Genomic DNA, 15,218 nt, shown 5'->3' with positions numbered 1-15,218 from the left:
TGCTGACCTAATACATTCTCGTCAATAGGCTCCTTTTTCTCTAAAGTGCTATAGTATAGGTATTATGCAGATTATGGTTGCAACGATAGATACGGTGTATGCATGGATGATGCGTTTAAGTCTCCGTGTGGTGAATAGTGTGCTTGAAACATACGCACCTCGGACCAAAGTGGAAACACAAAAAGATACGGTGCTGAGCGATGCGGTAACCATGCACGAGAAAGTTACGTCAACCTTTAAGACAATGAAGGATGTACTGTATGCATATCCAAAACGCATGCTCGCAGGAAGGGAGGTAGTGTCCGAAGTATATCAGGATTCTCCTGTGGTCACCGCGCTTAAAAAAGCTGTCGCACACACAGAGGTACAGACAATAGATGAAGGTGTGCGTATTCAAAAGAATACCGTGATGTATGTGAGAAGTGTCCGCGTTCCGATATTTAAAAATCCAACCATTGAATTCGATGGTCAGATAGGGGAAGTATCTTTTGGTGAAATGGTGATTGTGCTCGAGCCACGCGGGCGCTTTTATCACATAATGTGGAATACGATTGAGGGATGGGTACTCAAAGAAGATATTGCTGATAGAGCACTTCGCGTGTATCCCGTTTTTGTTATTGGAGAGGAGAATGGTGTTGACCATCCCAATACCGCGCATACACGGGCAATTCTCAGGGATGTTTTTGGTATCGCGCGCTCAGAGTTTGCGCTCCAGTCAGGAGAATATGTGCTCTATCGGCTTTGGCGTAAGGGAAGACACATTGTGTGGCCAGAAATTCGCCCTCGTGTACCTGGTGTGTGGCATACCATATTGCGTGGCTCACGACAGATTCATATTGGTGTAATGCCTAAAGTCGGTGCCGTGATGGAGTATATGCTTTCTTCTGAAATGGGACATGTGGCGTATGTGGAGGCAGTGTTTCCAGACCATACCATTACTATTTCTGAAGCAAATTTTCCTGATGGGGGAATTTATAATGAACGTGTGCTCACGAAAGAAGAATGGAAAGAGTTACATCCCGTTTTTATGACGGTGTTATAAAGACAGGATGCGTGAAGTCGTAATTTTGATACACTACATACTATATGCAAAAAGTCGCTTTTTTTGATATTGATGGGACCGTATTTCGTTCGAGTCTTTTTATTGAGGTTGTGGAGGGGTGTATTAAGGCAGGTGTGTTTCCAAAAGACACACAAAAGGCGTATGCGCGCGAGTATCACGCATGGCAAAATCGCGAGGGCTCGTATGAGGCGTATGTTACTGCGGTGGTGGAGGCTTTTATGGAGCATATTCGTGGTGTCTATTATGGCGATTTTGCGGATGTGGGACGAAGCGTGGTCACCACGCAAGGGAAACAGACGTATCGCTATACACGAGATTTAATCCAGACGCTCCGCGCACAGGGATACTTTGTTGTGGCAATTTCGCAATCACCAAAGACTATCCTCGACGAGTTTTGTGCTGCGTATGGTTTTGATAAAGTGTATGGGAGGATCTATGAATTAGGCCCCCGCGATCTTTTTACGGGAGTGGTGAATGATGTAGATTTTATTGCAAACAAAGCAAAAGTAATAGAGCGGGTACTTGAGAAAGAGGGACTTACCCTTGAAGATTCTATTGGTGTCGGAGATACCGAGAGTGATATTCCACTCCTTGAGTCAGTGGCAAAACCTATCTGCTTTAATCCGAATCAAACGCTCTACCGCCACGCGCAGAAGAAGGGGTGGCAAGTAATCGTGGAACGCAAAGATGTAATATACACCCTATAGGTACTGTGACGAGAAAGGAAGAGAAATTTGTGGAAGAAGTGTGGAAATATTATGAGCGCCACGGAAGGCATAGCCTTCCGTGGCGCAAAACAAAAAATGCGTATCGTATACTCGTTTCAGAAATAATGCTTCAACAAACGCAAGTGGATAGGGTATTGCCCAAGTATACTGCTTTTATTAAAAGGTTCCCCTCACTTCAAGTGCTTGCGAAAGCATCTCTTGGTGACGTACTCCGTGAGTGGCAGGGGCTCGGATACAATCGTCGGGCGAAAATGCTTCATCAGTGTGCACAGTCTGTTGTACAGGAATACAAGGGGCGACTCCCCAGCACGCAGAATGAACTCATGAAGCTCCCCGGCATCGGGCACTACACCGCAGGTGCAGTAATGGCATTTGCTTTTCAGGAAAGTGTACCAATCATTGAGACTAATATTCGCACGGTATTTATTCATCACTTTTTTCATGATGATACCGATGTATGTGATACTGATATTCAAAAGTACGTCGCACGTACACTCGACATAGAGAATCCTCGTGAATGGTACTACGCTCTCATGGACTATGGTGCATTTCTTAAGAAGACCATAGGAAATCAAAATAGCCGTAGTCGCCACTACACAAAGCAATCCACTTTTAAAAACTCTGATAGGCAAATCCGTGGTGCAATCCTCCGTCTACTGGCTACTCAAAATTACTCACGCATAGAGATGCACAAGGCACTCCCATATGAGATTGATCGCATCGACGCACAATGTGAAAAACTTCTGAGTGAAGGACTTATCGTGCTTTGCAAAAAACAATTTGCGTTACCTGAGTAACGGAGGACTGTGTGACATTATTAAACACTTTTATTATTTGGTGTCTTTGAGCGCCATGGCAAAGAAAAGGCCAGGGATCATGAGGGTTCCGAGTATCACAAAAAGGAAACTAAATGAGAAGAAGTGTAGCGTGAGAACGCCCAATACAGGGCCGACGACGTATGAGAGGGGGCGCGTGATACGAAAGAGACTTATGACATTCGTATCCTTTCCTGCGGTATGTTTAAAAAAGTAACTCTCGGTAGTCACTTCAATAAAACTTGCGCCGACACGGGTAAGGAACATCGCGGTCATCCATAGAGGAATAGATGAGTTATCAAGAAATACAAATGACGCTGTTGCCATCGCAATGACCGCAAATCCAAAAGCCATCATTTCTTTTTCACCAATGTATGTGTCGGCAACCTTACCGATGGCGTACTCGAGAAACACGTACGCCATGAGTCCCACAAAAAGTATGGAGCCAACTTCATCCCAAGAAAGTCCAATGACATTCGTGAGATAGAGAGGGGTGTAGATAACCATCCACGTAAAGAAAAATTGCAGTAGAAAGTGGGCAAAAAATACGTTGCGAATATCTTTATACTGCCAAAATTCAAGAAGTCCTTCTCTGAATCTGAAGTGTGGATACACAGGATCTTTAAATGTTTTGAAATATTTAAGCACGACAAAAATAAAGGGAACAAGGAAAAAGGCACTCAGAAGGTAGACGAGGACAAACTCTGATGCATTCGCACTCACGTGGTGCGCAGCGCTCGTGAGCCTACCGAGTGCGAGGGGCGCAAGTGCGGTGGTAAGGCTCATGATAGTGAGTAGAATGCCCCGTTGCCTGCCAGTGGATTCCTCTTTGTCACCAATAATCACCTCCATAATGATATCGAGGTTAAAGAGCAAAATGGGCACAACGGCCTGGTGCACTACAAAGAGAGAAAGTCCAATATATGGATTCACCGTGAGACCCATACCAACAAGCGCACAAAACTCAATAAACGTAAGTACCTTAATGAGAAAAATATTACCAAATCGCGTAAGTATATGAGAGGCGTAGAAAAAGCTTCCAATCGTTACGATTGCTCCCACAACATAGAGAATGTCGATGATGCGATGAGATGCAAGTTGTTCGAGGTATGAAGAGTTGATGTAGAGCACAAACGCCCAGTGTAAGCAAAGAAGCAAGAGCGCAGTATAGTGCGCAAACTCTGCTTTGTGTCGCGATGCAAAGCGATATTCAGGAGTTACTGGTGTGGGCATGTGCCTATTTTATCACAGCGTATCTCGGAAACAGGGTGTTTTCAGAGTAGTTCAGCCCTTTATTTTTATCAATATTTTTGATTTTGTACAATTTGCACAAAATAGTGATTGTTGATATCATACAGGTATGAATGTGATATCAACAAGCAAAGCACGAAACACACTTCCGCAAATTATAGAAGCGCTCAAGGAGCGTGATGGTGTATTTGTGATTGGGCGTCGAAATGTTCCTGAAGCGATACTTATCAAATTCCCATCCCACTATCGCAAGGAAGTGAGCGATATCACGAACGTGAATGCAAATTCCGCAAGTTTCGATTTCTTAGATGATGAACCAGACCTCTATTCGATTGCAGATATTCTTCGGTAGTTTCATATGCATTCAAAAAAAACTATTCAACCAGTGAAAGGTGAAATACATCTCATCCCATTTCCATTTACTGACCTTTCGCAAAATAAATTACGACCATGTATTGTTATTGGACATGACCAAAATGACATGACCGTTGTCTTTGTCACAACCATGAAGCCAAAAAGTGAACTCAATATAGAAATAAAACCAACACCGCAGAATCGACTCAAGGCGGTGTCATATATTCGATACACAAAAATTGCAACCCTCGATACAAAAATGTCTCTCGGTATAGTCGGTGTACTTGAGAATGTATTGTATAAAAAACTCACCACTGCAATTAACGATTTCATTGTATAGTGGGTGACTCTGTTTAGCACGAAAAACTGGGTATTAAGCCCAGTTTTTTGGTGTCATCAAAAGCGACGTAACTAAATACCAATGAGTACAGGGATAACCCCAGTACAAAGCAGAGTTTCGTACGGGGCAAGCCATCTTAAGTTATATGCCGATAAGAACTGGAATCACCATTGGGGTTTTATTTGTTTTCTGAAGAAGGAAGCCAGATACCACTTGTGTAATTTCATCTTTTACAAAATCAAGGTCGATTGGATTTGCTTTTTCTGTATTCCGTTCAACAGTTTTCTTGATGAGGACACGGGCTTCTGAAAGCAATTGTTGGTTTTCACGAAGGTACACAAATCCGCGGGAAATAATATCAGGTGACTTACGAAGTGTACCCGTCTTGGTGTTGATGGTAGCAATGATGACAAACATACCATCTTCAGAAAGCGATTGGCGATCGCGAATCACGACCTCTTGCCTCGTACCTACCGTGAAGCCATCCACCATCATAATTTCTGATGGGGCCTTTTCCTTTCGTATGACCATCTCAGTACCATTTTTGATTTCAATCACGGAGCCATTGTCGGCGAGAATGATATTCTCGCGGGGGAAGCCTGCTTCTATATTGGCGTATGCATGACAACGAAGCATTGAGTGGTAGCCGTATGCAGGCATTACGAATGTTGGTTTTACTTGTTCACGAATCCACACGAGTTCACCGGAGTTTCCGTGACCAGTCGAGTGCACATCTGATGCACGGTAGTGAATAATGTGCACACCGCGACGGTACAGATTGTCTTTCAGTGTCTGTACAGACAGTTCGTTGCCCGGAATAACCGATGATGAAAGCATAATGGTGTCACGGTCATTGAGGGTAATAAACTTATGACGTTGGGTTGCAATACGCATGAGTGCGGCAAACTCCTCACCCTGTGCACCGGTAGCGAGTACCACAATACGATCGGAAGGGTAGTTACCAATATCTTGAATAGGAATGATGGTGTCTTTTTGTACTTTCATGAGGCCAGCGAGTTCAGCAATTTCGAGGTTTGTCTTGATAGAGCGACCCTCAAGGACTATTTTCTTCCCGAGTTCCTCACAAATCATAATGATGCGAATCATGCGCTCAAACTGGGACGCAAAGGTGCCGACAATAAGTCGTCCACGCACGTTTCGAATAATTTGTTCGATGTTGGTATGAACACGCAACTCAGGAATGGAGAAACCATCGCGCTCTGCGTTGGTGGAGTCTCCTATGAAAAGAATGTTCTTATCCTTACCGAGGCCACCCCACGTTTCTTTTTCTTTTGGTGATGGATCAGTACCATCGTGATCGAGTTTGAGGTCTCCCGAAATCACCACGTTACCGTGTTTTGTTTCAACAGAGATGCCCATTGAGTCGGGAATTGAGTGTGTCACGGGGAATGGTTTGATGTACGTGTTGCCAATCTTGATTCGCTGATTAAGTTCCACCACGTTCATGGTTACTTTGGGAAGATGTGGAAATTCCTCCTGACGCTTCAAAATCATAAGGGAGGTGAGGTAGCGGGTGTATATTGGTGGATTGCCAATACGCTCAATAAGGAAAGGAATACCACCGATGTGGTCGAGGTGACCGTGCGTAATGATGAGTCCTTTGATTTTGTGTTTATTTTGTTCGAGATACTGTGTGTTGGGAAGAATGTAATTGACTCCCGGAGCATCATTTTCAGATGACACAAACTGGAATCCTGCATCGAAGATAAGAATATCGTCGACAGTTTCCACTGCAATCATGTTCTTTCCCACTTCTTCGACACCGCCGAGAGGGACAATGCGCACAATGTCGGGGTCGGTAAGAGGAGGTACAGGAATTACTTTTGGATCGTGAATCGCCATACGCTGATTGAGTGCTGGACTCGTCATTTGACGTCCCTTGCGTACACGCTCGTGGCGCACTGGCTTTCCGTTACCTTGGGTGCGTCCGCCGTTATTTTGGCGATCTGTGGGCTTCCGATTACCGCCGCGGCGGCTGTGCTGTCCTCCTCGAGCATCTCCTGTGGCTGCATGTGCAGTTGCTCCCGGTGCCGCTACCCGTGGTGCTCCTGAAGGAGAAGTAGTGCCGGTGTGGCGTGATACACGAATCAAAGGACGTTGTTTTGTGTGAGAAAAATGTGCGGTGCGCCGCTTTCGAGGCTCTCCTCCTAGTGGTCTATTTTGTGTTGGTTCCATACTATAGTGTTATTAATTTATGTGTGTAATTATTTTTTGAAAAATGGCCAAATGGATTCGGTCTGAATGTACCAATCATATATGGTGCTAAATCGCTCGTATGGTTCACTCACTCCTGTAAATGTCGCTCCGGTAATTTTATTTGGAACAATGTATAAGAGTTCTGGTGCGTAGAGAAAGATTGCAGGCGTTTCGGTATTGAGTTCTTCGATGAATTTCTGAATTGCTGCATCGCGGCCAGTGTGGTCGGCACTTCTGCGCATCTCTGAAAGGATTGAGTCAGTGGTGATGTTGGCGTAGAGTGCCACGTTGAGACCGGGATTGGTACGCTGGGATGAGTGCCAGAATGAGTAGTAATCGAGCGAGCGTCCCAACTGAGTCCCAAAGAGGAGTGTCTCATAGTCGCGTGGACGAATCACTGCTTGGGTAAGGTCGGACTGTTCAAACTGTTTTACCGTTACTTCTGCACCCAGACTCGTCCAGACATTTCGTAAATATTCTGCGGTTGCTTCAAAAGTGCCATTGTTTGCTGTTGAGATACTAAAGATAAGAGGGACTACTTCTCCACCGATAGTCTTTTCCCAGTGTTGTGTTTCATCATTCATCTTCCACCCACCGTTTCGAAGTATTTCACGCGCAGTGTCGACACTCGGGAGAGTGGCAGTTGCACTTGTGACCTGAGTAAATCCCGGAGGGACTGGTGACGTGAGTGCATTCCCATATCCACCTAACGTGCTCTCGATGAGTGTCGTACGGTCTACGGCAACATTTAGTGCTTCTCGTGCCGCAGGATCGCGGAGTGCAAGGGATTTATTCTGATTGATAAAGAGTGCAAACGTACGGGGGAGTGGAATGCGCTCAAGGTGGTGTGTCAGTGGGGCAAGACCAAATTGATCGATGTACGCTGGGTCAATCCCTACAACACTCTCGATAATGCCTTTTGTGAAAGCATCTCGTAACTGGTCTTCTGTGGGATAAAAGTAAAACTCTAATGTTTCAATTTTTGGTGCCGTGATGTGGAAACCTTTGTTGGCGGTGAGTGTGTATGAGACGGGAATACCCGAGGTGTTCCGTGCAATGGTTTTGATTTGGTACGGACCTGAGCCGATTGGTTCACTATTGTATTGGCTAAAAGGAAATTCATCAGTACCAGCTTCTTTCCATATATGTTCGGGGATAATACCAAAGGTAAGATTTTCAGTGAAAGGCCCGTATGCTTCTGGGAGTATAAAGTTAAGTTCATATTCACCTATTTCCTCAACGACGACGCCATCAAAATTACCGCTAAGCGGACTGTTGAGTGCAGGGTCCTGAATGCGCGAAGCGGTAAATACAACATCGCGTGCGGTAAGGGGCGTTCCATCATGAAAGTAGATGTTTTGCTTTACGACAATACTATACGTGAGACCATCTTCAGAGATGGTTACTGATTCGGCGATACTTGGGACGAGTGTGCCATCAACACCGAGGCGCATAAGACCGTCATAGATAAGTGTCGAAAGGTCACGGTCGGCACGCGTGACTGCTAGTACTGGGTTAACAAAACGTGGCGTACCAATGATTCCCTCACTGAAAGTTCCACCAAATGCGGGGATTTGCACAGTTTCTCGAAGACTTGCTTGTGCAAGAAGGATGAGTCCACAGAACGCTGTAATGAAAAGCGCTAATTTGAGAAAGAATGCGTCGCTCGCACGGAGTGCGTGCATCTTTGCAAAATATGCATCAATGAGTGAGTGCTTTTTTTGAGAAAAAGAATTACGTAAGGACATACGAGAGGCCAAGTATGGCTATGTGCTTTGTGAGGAGCACACTAAAGAAGGTGTATACACAAAAACCGTGTACTGATATTAGATGATAAAACTCAGGAAAGTAGATGCTACAAACAAGATAGCAAGTACTATAGACAAGCGATATAAGAAGAGTTCTGCTCCTCGTCGTGTATGGTACGTCGCACTAAAATTGTCTCCTCCGAAGGCGCCACCCATGCTTGATCCTCGCTGTTGAAGCAAAATTGCTGCAATGAGAATGATGGAGAGAATAATTTGTGCGTACGGCAGTATGGTACGGACTATTTCCATGATAGTGAAGATAGTATCACAGACTCTCAAATAATCAAAGTTCAGTGAGGAATATCTTTATTATAAGCCATTTGGAGTATATACATGTGTAGTACTTAATATAAAGCATCTACGGTATGACTTCTTTACGTATGAAATGCGTTCACAAAGGGCACCGGATGCAACACGCATCACGGGCCCTTTTTTATTTTTGTCACATTAAAAATGTCTTTTTAATGACGTAAAAACACAATCTCTGGACACTACGTTGAGTCGCTCGTATAATACCCCCGCAGTAGACATTAAAAGCATTAAGGAAAAAATATTTGTATATGAGTTCAAATACTATAAAGCCACTTCTAGACCGTGTGGTCGTCAGACGCCTCACCGATGAAGAAGCGGGCACAAAATCAGCATCAGGTATTATTATTCCTGATACGGTAAGCAAAGAGAAGCCAGAACAGGGAATTGTCGTTGCAGTGGGAGCGGGTAAATGGGACGAAGATGGCGAAAAACGAATTCCTATGGATGTAAAGGTAGGTGATAGGATTATTTTCTCGAAATACGGATTTGATGAGGTGAAGATGGGAGGAGAAGAACTCTATATTGTATCGGCTTCAAGTATTTTGGGGATTATCCAATGATTCGAAATTAGTAATTTTAATTGAGAAGGATCTTTTACAAACCTTAACAAGCTAAGCGTTGGAGCTGGTGCGTCACAAAATCCATTAGGAATAGGATTTTGAGACGGCTAAGATTCTCTAATTCGCTTACGCTCATAACAGAATCTAAGCATGGCAAAAGAAGTAATCTATGGAGAAGATGTAAAAAAGCGACTCAAGAAAGGTGTTGATACGGTAGCAAACGCCGTGAAAGTAACACTCGGTCCCCGTGGACGGAATGCAATCATTGATAAAGGCTACGGTAGCCCAACGATTACGAACGACGGCGTATCAATCGCAAAGGAAATCACACTCAAAGATAAGTTTGAGAACATGGGTGCTGAGATTGTGAAAGAAGTAGCAAATAAAACCAATGAACTTGCAGGAGACGGTACCACTACCGCGACTATCCTCACACAAGCACTCCTCACGGAAGGACTCAAGCACACCACTATGGGTGTGAATGCTATGGGAGTACGCCGTGGTATGGAGATGGCGTCTGTAGATGTCGTGAAGGCACTTCGCGAAATGGCAAAACAGATTTCTACAACCGAGGAAATCAAGCAAGTAGCAACCATCTCTGCAGAGAGCGAGGAAATTGGTGCAAAGATTGCTGAGACTATCGAGAAAGTGGGGAAAGATGGTGTGGTGACCGTAGAAGAGTCACAGTCATTTGGAATCGAAACAGAATTTACCGAGGGTATGGAGTTTGACCGTGGCTACGTGTCTCCATACATGATTACCAACACCGAGCGCATGGAAGCTGAGTACAAGAATGCACTCGTGCTTATTACCGACAAGAAAGTGAGTTCTGCAAAGGATATCCTTCCACTCCTCGAACAAGTTGCGCAAACAGGGAAGAAGGAACTCGTTATTATTGCTGATGATGTAGACGGTGAAGCGCTTGCCACATTTGTGGTGAACAAACTTCGTGGCGGATTCTCTGTTCTTGCGGTAAAGGCACCAGGGTACGGCGATCGAAAGAAAGAAATACTGAATGATATTGCGGTGATGACCGGTGGGCAGGTAATTTCTGAGGAAGTAGGACTTTCACTTGAGAAGGCCGAACTAAGCCAACTTGGAAAAGCAGACCGTGTAGTAGCAACAAAAGACAAGACCGTGATTGTGGGTGGGCAGGGTAAGAAGGAAGCAATTACTGCTCGTGTTGAAACTCTTCGCGCACAACTCGCTCAGACTGATTCGAAATTTGATAAGGAAAAACTTGAGGAACGTATTGCAAAACTTTCGGGTGGTGTAGCAGTTATCAAGGTAGGTGCTGCGACTGAGACAGAGATGAAGTATCTCAAACTCAAGATTGAAGATGCAGTAAATGCTACCAAGGCAGCGATTGAAGAAGGGATTGTGCCAGGAGGCGGTACGTCACTCTCACGCGTTGCAGGAATCGTTGAAGGCCGTGTTGATAAGACACTCGGCCGTGACGAGCTCATCGGCTACCGCATTGTACTTAAGGCACTTGAAGAACCACTCAAGCAACTTGCAGACAATGTAGGGAAGGATGATGGGGCAGTTATTGTACAAAAGGTGAAGGACGCAGGAGGAAATGCCGGCTACGATGCTGCGAAGGCAGAGATGGTAGACGACATGATAAAGGCAGGTATCATCGACCCGGTGAAAGTAGGACGTGCAGGGGTCCAGCACGCGGTATCCGCCGTTGCGATTCTCCTTACGTCAGAAGTGGCTATCGCCGATGCCCCCGAGCCAGAAAAGCCCGCAATGCCTGATATGGGCATGGGAGGCATGGGAGGAGGCGGAATGTACTAAAGGATAGAAGATAGAAAAAAGATAATAGGGAATAGAAAATAAAACCAGCGCGACCTTTGGTCGCGCTGGTTTTCTGCATATTGACGCTTTTATTCCTATTCTGCGGTGATATACTATATGTACCTTTGATTATAAGGAATATTTTAATTTTTATGACACCTACATATATTATTTTAGCGGTTGTTGGAGTGATAGTCTTTTGGGCTATTGTTGCGTACAACAACTTTATAAAACTCATTCAGCGGACCAAGGAAGCGTGGGCAGATATTGATGTGCAATTGAAGCGTCGATATGACCTTATTCCAAACCTCGTCGAAACGGTAAAGGGATACGCGTCTCATGAACGCGAGACGTTTGACGCGGTGACCAATGCACGTGCAGAAGCCACAAAGGTGCACGTGGATCCAAGCAACATTACTCCTGAAACACTTGCAGCAATGGCAGGCGCAGAGGCAGGACTCGGACAGGCTCTCGGGAAACTCCTTGCAGTAGCAGAGGCATACCCAGACCTCAAGGCAAATACAAACTTTCTCGAGCTTCAGCGTGAACTCAGTGATACTGAAAACAAGATTCAGGCCGCTCGTCGTTTCTACAACGGCAATGTACGCGATCTTTCGATTGCGCTGCAGTCGTTTCCTTCAAATGTCATTGGTAACATGTTTGGATTTAAGGGTGAGTCATTCTTTGAACTCGAAGAGGGAAGTGTAGAAAAAGAGCCGGTAAAAGTTAGTTTCTAGATATGTCACAAACACCGATAGTCCTTAATGGCCAGAAAATTGGTCGTTTTCGTGCAAGCAGATTACTCTTTACCGAAACCTTTCGATTCTTTTGGGCAGACAAGGAAATGCTCTTTGTGCCCGTTATTGCACTCATCGCGCAACTCTTTATTTTAGGAGTCGCGGTTGTTGCTGTATGTATTCCGGCAGGGGTGTTTGTTGAGGGTGGAGATACTGTGCAGCTTTCAACACCTGAATACGTGGCACTCTTTGCTTTTTATGTGATGAGTGCATTTGTGCTCGCGTTTTCGCAGGCAGTCATTACACATATTGTGTACACTCGTATCCACGGTGGTGATGCAACACTGGGAGATGGCATTAAAGTTGCTGCATCACACGCATCAGCACTTCTTGTCTGGGCATGTATTACAAGTACTGTGGGAATACTTTTACGCACCATCGCCGAACGTTCACAACTTTTGGTAAAAATACTGGTAGCGGTGATGGGTGCGATGTGGTCGGTACTCACCTACTTTGTGGTACCTGCAATTGTGATTGATAAAAAGTCTGCCTTTGGTGCGATAGGTCACTCAGGCAGTGTGTTTAAGCGCACGTGGGGGGAGACATTAATTGCGAATTTTTCTCTTGGCCTCATGTTCTTTGTATTCTTCGTGGTTATCATTTTTGCATTCATAGGATTCGCTTTCATTGTAAAAATATCACCTGTTATAATGCTTATGGGGGGAGGAGTACTGATTTTTGCAATTATCTTCGCAAGTCTTTTGAGTGCAGTTTTGGAAAGCGTTTTACGTACACTTTTGTATGTATATGCGTCTGAACACATAGTTCCCCAAAACTTTAATCAAGAATTGCTCGAAAGTATGCTTGGGCGTAAAAGCGTGCCAGCACCTATTCCTCAGCCAGGACAAGGAGTATAATGAGCAAATTAATAAATCATATAACTAAAATATAAATATGGAGAAGATTTATTACAACAAACTCTGTCGCGATAAGGTGCCTGAAATTATTATAGGGAAAGGTTTTGAGTGTGACGTCCGTGAAGTAGACCATGAGGAATATCAGCGCGAAATTGTCAGAAAAGTGTATGAAGAAGCAAGTGGCGTCTCCAATCATTCTGGTCGCTCGAGTCTCCTTAAAGAACTCGCCGACCTACTCATTACGATTGATGCGGTAAAAAAAGAGTATAGCATTACTGATGCAGAACTCGATGGTGCAGTTGAAAAAAGTATTGAGGAGAAGGGAGGGTATGAGGAAAGACTCTATCTCTCATGGTCTTCAGATACTGACTATAGTTCACACGACCAAGGACGTGGGGGGTTTGACGATTAGGGGATAAGTGAAATGATGTAGTGCATATACGAAATGTTATATACGTGTGCACCAAAAGTAATAAAGAGCATATTCGCAGTTCTTGCGGGTATGCTTTTTGTATGCGTAATACCGATACTCCTTCATGCGCAGTCGTTAGAACGCATTGAGTCTTTTGTGGTAGATATTGAAGTACAGCAAAACGCCGATGTGTGGGTGACCGAGCATATTACGTATAATTTTCCCGATGAGAAGCACGGCATATATCGCTGTGTCCCTACACTTCACGCAGAGCAACCAGCGTCACTATTACAAGAACGATACATAGACGTCACCTTTGAATCGGTATCGATGGATGGAACAGATGTACCATATACACGTGAACGAGATGGAAAAAATACCTGTGTACGCATTGGAGATCCTGATACAACTATCGATGGTAAACATGTGTACACAATACACTATGTAGTGAGTGGAGGACTGTCATATCTTGAGTATGGTGGTGCTGAACTGTATTGGAACGCAACCGGAAATGATTGGGAAGTACCCATAGATTTGGTAGAGGTATATATCCGAGGTACCGAGGGACTCCTCTTGCGCGAGCGTGCATGTTACCGTGGAGTGACGGGCGATGACTCTTCATGTGAAATGCGTACAAGCGTTGACGGCGAACCTATCTTTACTGCACGGAATCTTTTTCCTGGGGAAGGGATAACGGTCGCACAAGCACTCAATCGTGCGAATCTTCCTATAGATGTACGAGAACGGTATGGCATATTGTGGAAAATACTTGCTTTTGTAGGGGTTGTCGCATGTGGTTTTGGAATCGGACTCTATCGATATAAAACGAAGGAAAAAACAGACGCACCGATCATACCCCAGTATGAGCCATATCCAGGAGTAAAGCCGATGTACGCAGGGTACCTCTTTGATAAGATTCTCGACCCACGCGATATAACCGCAGGTATTGTATATCTCGCAGAGCAGGGCTATTTGACTATCAAAAAAACTGAATCAAAAGTCCTCTTTTTCTTTGAAGTCGATGATTTTGCATTTACCCGTACTCAACCGAAGACTGATGCCGATGCAGTTCTTCATAATTTTGAATCAGAACTCCTTGCACTCATCTTTGGTGATGGAGCAGAAGTTGGAACTATAGTTACCTTGAGTGATTTGAAAAATAACATTTCTGTGCAGACGCGTAATAGAGGTATTATTCGCAGTATGACCGAGGGGTTACGTAAAGACATGAAAGCACAGGGTTTTTATACCGGATTCAGTTTTGTTTCTATGGGTGGCAGGATATGGGCAGTGACGGGAATTGTGTCGTGTGTACTCGCTTCGTTGATTTCCCGTGACTTATTTATTGCTACTGCGGTTTTCATGCTCATTGTGTTTGTTGTGCTTATTGACGGAAGACGCACTAAAAAAGGATATGAAGCACTTGACCACCTTAAAGGATTTAAAGATTTTCTTCGTGTTACTGACTCACAGAGATTTATTTTCCATAATGCACCCGGTATCAATGCAGATCAATTCATGGAGTATTTGCCGTATGCGATTGCCTTTGGTGTAGAAAAAGAGTGGGCAAAGACTTTTGAGAAAATCACTATCCCGAACCCTTCATGGTATGACGGGGGAAATAGTGTAGGTACTTTTAATTCTGTAGCGCTTACGCAGAGTCTTGGAGGTTTTTCCACCGCCTTCGCCAGCGCCTCCGGCTCAAGTGCCTCAAGCGGCGGCGGCTCTTCAGGAGGTGGAAGCGGCGGAGGCGGTGGAGGGAGTTGGTGAGAAAGCGCGGGGCGCTTTCACCACAGGAGTACTTCAATTTTCATGGTCGTTACACTCCCTGAAAATTTGGTCGCGCAAGAGGTTGTCGACAAAATCCTTCAGAAATTTTCTGAAGGATTTTGTCATACAACCTG

Annotated in this window: 15 protein-coding genes; 11 read left to right on the top strand and 4 right to left on the bottom strand. The window is 44.6% G+C overall.

Translation table 11 applies throughout. The annotated features are described in order from the left end of the window. Positions 1-64: 64 nt before the first annotated feature. The 3 genes from IPH92_02765 to IPH92_02755 are packed head-to-tail and all read left to right on the top strand — an operon-like array spanning position 65 to position 2,588. Positions 65-1,042 (top strand): CHAP domain-containing protein, encoded by a 978-nt coding sequence (locus IPH92_02765; protein ID QQR64469.1) that lies wholly within the window; start codon positions 65-67, stop codon positions 1,040-1,042. Positions 1,043-1,086: 44 nt separating this feature from the next. Continuing rightward, complete coding sequence (locus tag IPH92_02760; GenBank protein QQR64468.1) at positions 1,087-1,770, top strand: HAD family phosphatase; 684 nt, start codon at positions 1,087-1,089, stop codon at positions 1,768-1,770. Continuing rightward, on the top strand, positions 1,758-2,588 hold the full coding sequence (locus tag IPH92_02755; GenBank protein ID QQR65445.1) for an A/G-specific adenine glycosylase: 831 nt from the start codon (positions 1,758-1,760) through the stop codon (positions 2,586-2,588). Before IPH92_02760 ends, IPH92_02755 begins: the two co-directional genes overlap by 13 nt. Before the next feature lie 33 nt (positions 2,589-2,621). Here IPH92_02755 and IPH92_02750 read toward each other — a convergent pair whose 3' ends face one another. Then, positions 2,622-3,839 carry an MFS transporter gene (locus IPH92_02750; GenBank protein ID QQR64467.1) on the bottom strand — a complete coding sequence of 406 codons (1,218 nt, stop codon included), beginning with the start codon at positions 3,837-3,839 and terminating at the stop codon, positions 2,622-2,624. Between the two features lie 127 nt (positions 3,840-3,966). Between IPH92_02750 and IPH92_02745 the strand changes: the two genes are divergently transcribed. Together IPH92_02745 and IPH92_02740 are read left to right on the top strand one after the other, a co-directional pair. After that, positions 3,967-4,209: a hypothetical protein gene (locus tag IPH92_02745; GenBank protein QQR64466.1), complete on the top strand. Its 243-nt coding sequence runs from the start codon at positions 3,967-3,969 to the stop codon at positions 4,207-4,209. A 6-nt stretch (positions 4,210-4,215) separates the two neighbouring features. Beyond that, positions 4,216-4,551: a type II toxin-antitoxin system PemK/MazF family toxin gene (locus IPH92_02740; GenBank protein ID QQR64465.1), complete on the top strand. Its 336-nt coding sequence runs from the start codon at positions 4,216-4,218 to the stop codon at positions 4,549-4,551. Positions 4,552-4,692: 141 nt separating this feature from the next. Here the strand turns inward: IPH92_02740 and IPH92_02735 are convergent, their stop codons facing one another. From IPH92_02735 to secG, 3 genes are all read right to left on the bottom strand, one after another. Further along, a complete protein-coding gene (locus tag IPH92_02735; protein ID QQR64464.1) occupies positions 4,693-6,747 on the bottom strand; it encodes a ribonuclease J in 2,055 nt (684 codons plus the stop codon). Positions 6,748-6,776: 29 nt separating this feature from the next. Continuing rightward, positions 6,777-8,516, bottom strand: coding sequence for a peptide ABC transporter substrate-binding protein (locus IPH92_02730; protein QQR64463.1), 1,740 nt, complete (start codon positions 8,514-8,516; stop codon positions 6,777-6,779). Positions 8,517-8,594: 78 nt separating this feature from the next. Continuing rightward, positions 8,595-8,825 carry a preprotein translocase subunit SecG gene (gene secG, locus IPH92_02725; protein QQR64462.1) on the bottom strand — a complete coding sequence of 77 codons (231 nt, stop codon included), beginning with the start codon at positions 8,823-8,825 and terminating at the stop codon, positions 8,595-8,597. A 311-nt stretch (positions 8,826-9,136) separates the two neighbouring features. On the opposite strand from secG, the gene IPH92_02720 reads away from it, so the two are divergent. The 6 genes from IPH92_02720 to IPH92_02695 all read left to right on the top strand — a co-directional run bounded on the left by IPH92_02720 (position 9,137) and on the right by IPH92_02695 (position 15,084). After that, positions 9,137-9,448: a co-chaperone GroES gene (locus IPH92_02720; protein ID QQR64461.1), complete on the top strand. Its 312-nt coding sequence runs from the start codon at positions 9,137-9,139 to the stop codon at positions 9,446-9,448. A 150-nt stretch (positions 9,449-9,598) separates the two neighbouring features. After that, positions 9,599-11,248: a chaperonin GroEL gene (gene groL, locus IPH92_02715; protein ID QQR64460.1), complete on the top strand. Its 1,650-nt coding sequence runs from the start codon at positions 9,599-9,601 to the stop codon at positions 11,246-11,248. Positions 11,249-11,400: 152 nt separating this feature from the next. Next, positions 11,401-11,985: a LemA family protein gene (locus tag IPH92_02710; protein ID QQR64459.1), complete on the top strand. Its 585-nt coding sequence runs from the start codon at positions 11,401-11,403 to the stop codon at positions 11,983-11,985. A gap of 2 nt (positions 11,986-11,987) precedes the next feature. Then, positions 11,988-12,902, top strand: a complete 915-nt coding sequence (locus IPH92_02705) for a hypothetical protein (protein QQR64458.1) — start codon at positions 11,988-11,990, stop codon at positions 12,900-12,902. A gap of 37 nt (positions 12,903-12,939) precedes the next feature. Further along, positions 12,940-13,314 carry a nucleoside triphosphate pyrophosphohydrolase gene (locus IPH92_02700; GenBank protein QQR64457.1) on the top strand — a complete coding sequence of 125 codons (375 nt, stop codon included), beginning with the start codon at positions 12,940-12,942 and terminating at the stop codon, positions 13,312-13,314. 90 nt (positions 13,315-13,404) lie between these two features. Continuing rightward, positions 13,405-15,084: a DUF2207 domain-containing protein gene (locus IPH92_02695; protein ID QQR64456.1), complete on the top strand. Its 1,680-nt coding sequence runs from the start codon at positions 13,405-13,407 to the stop codon at positions 15,082-15,084. Positions 15,085-15,218 lie beyond the last annotated feature (134 nt).

The sequence above is a fragment of the Candidatus Kaiserbacteria bacterium genome, assembly GCA_016699245.1.
Classification (GTDB): domain Bacteria; phylum Patescibacteriota; class Minisyncoccia; order Phycocordibacterales; family UBA918; genus Damh-18.
The sequence above is the reverse complement of the archived record's forward strand: the minus strand, read 5'-3'. Positions and strand labels throughout refer to the sequence as shown.

Coding starts and splice junctions, on each gene's coding strand:
- IPH92_02735 (QQR64464.1), bottom strand. CDS start 6,747: ATGGAACCAACACAAAATAGACCACTAGGAGGAGAGCCTCGAAAGCGG.
- IPH92_02720 (QQR64461.1), top strand. CDS start 9,137: ATGAGTTCAAATACTATAAAGCCACTTCTAGACCGTGTGGTCGTCAGA.
- IPH92_02760 (QQR64468.1), top strand. CDS start 1,087: ATGCAAAAAGTCGCTTTTTTTGATATTGATGGGACCGTATTTCGTTCG.
- IPH92_02745 (QQR64466.1), top strand. CDS start 3,967: ATGAATGTGATATCAACAAGCAAAGCACGAAACACACTTCCGCAAATT.
- IPH92_02710 (QQR64459.1), top strand. CDS start 11,401: ATGACACCTACATATATTATTTTAGCGGTTGTTGGAGTGATAGTCTTT.
- secG (QQR64462.1), bottom strand. CDS start 8,825: ATGGAAATAGTCCGTACCATACTGCCGTACGCACAAATTATTCTCTCC.
- IPH92_02740 (QQR64465.1), top strand. CDS start 4,216: ATGCATTCAAAAAAAACTATTCAACCAGTGAAAGGTGAAATACATCTC.
- IPH92_02750 (QQR64467.1), bottom strand. CDS start 3,839: ATGCCCACACCAGTAACTCCTGAATATCGCTTTGCATCGCGACACAAA.
- IPH92_02730 (QQR64463.1), bottom strand. CDS start 8,516: ATGTCCTTACGTAATTCTTTTTCTCAAAAAAAGCACTCACTCATTGAT.
- IPH92_02700 (QQR64457.1), top strand. CDS start 12,940: ATGGAGAAGATTTATTACAACAAACTCTGTCGCGATAAGGTGCCTGAA.
- IPH92_02765 (QQR64469.1), top strand. CDS start 65: ATGCAGATTATGGTTGCAACGATAGATACGGTGTATGCATGGATGATG.
- IPH92_02705 (QQR64458.1), top strand. CDS start 11,988: ATGTCACAAACACCGATAGTCCTTAATGGCCAGAAAATTGGTCGTTTT.
- groL (QQR64460.1), top strand. CDS start 9,599: ATGGCAAAAGAAGTAATCTATGGAGAAGATGTAAAAAAGCGACTCAAG.
- IPH92_02695 (QQR64456.1), top strand. CDS start 13,405: ATGCTTTTTGTATGCGTAATACCGATACTCCTTCATGCGCAGTCGTTA.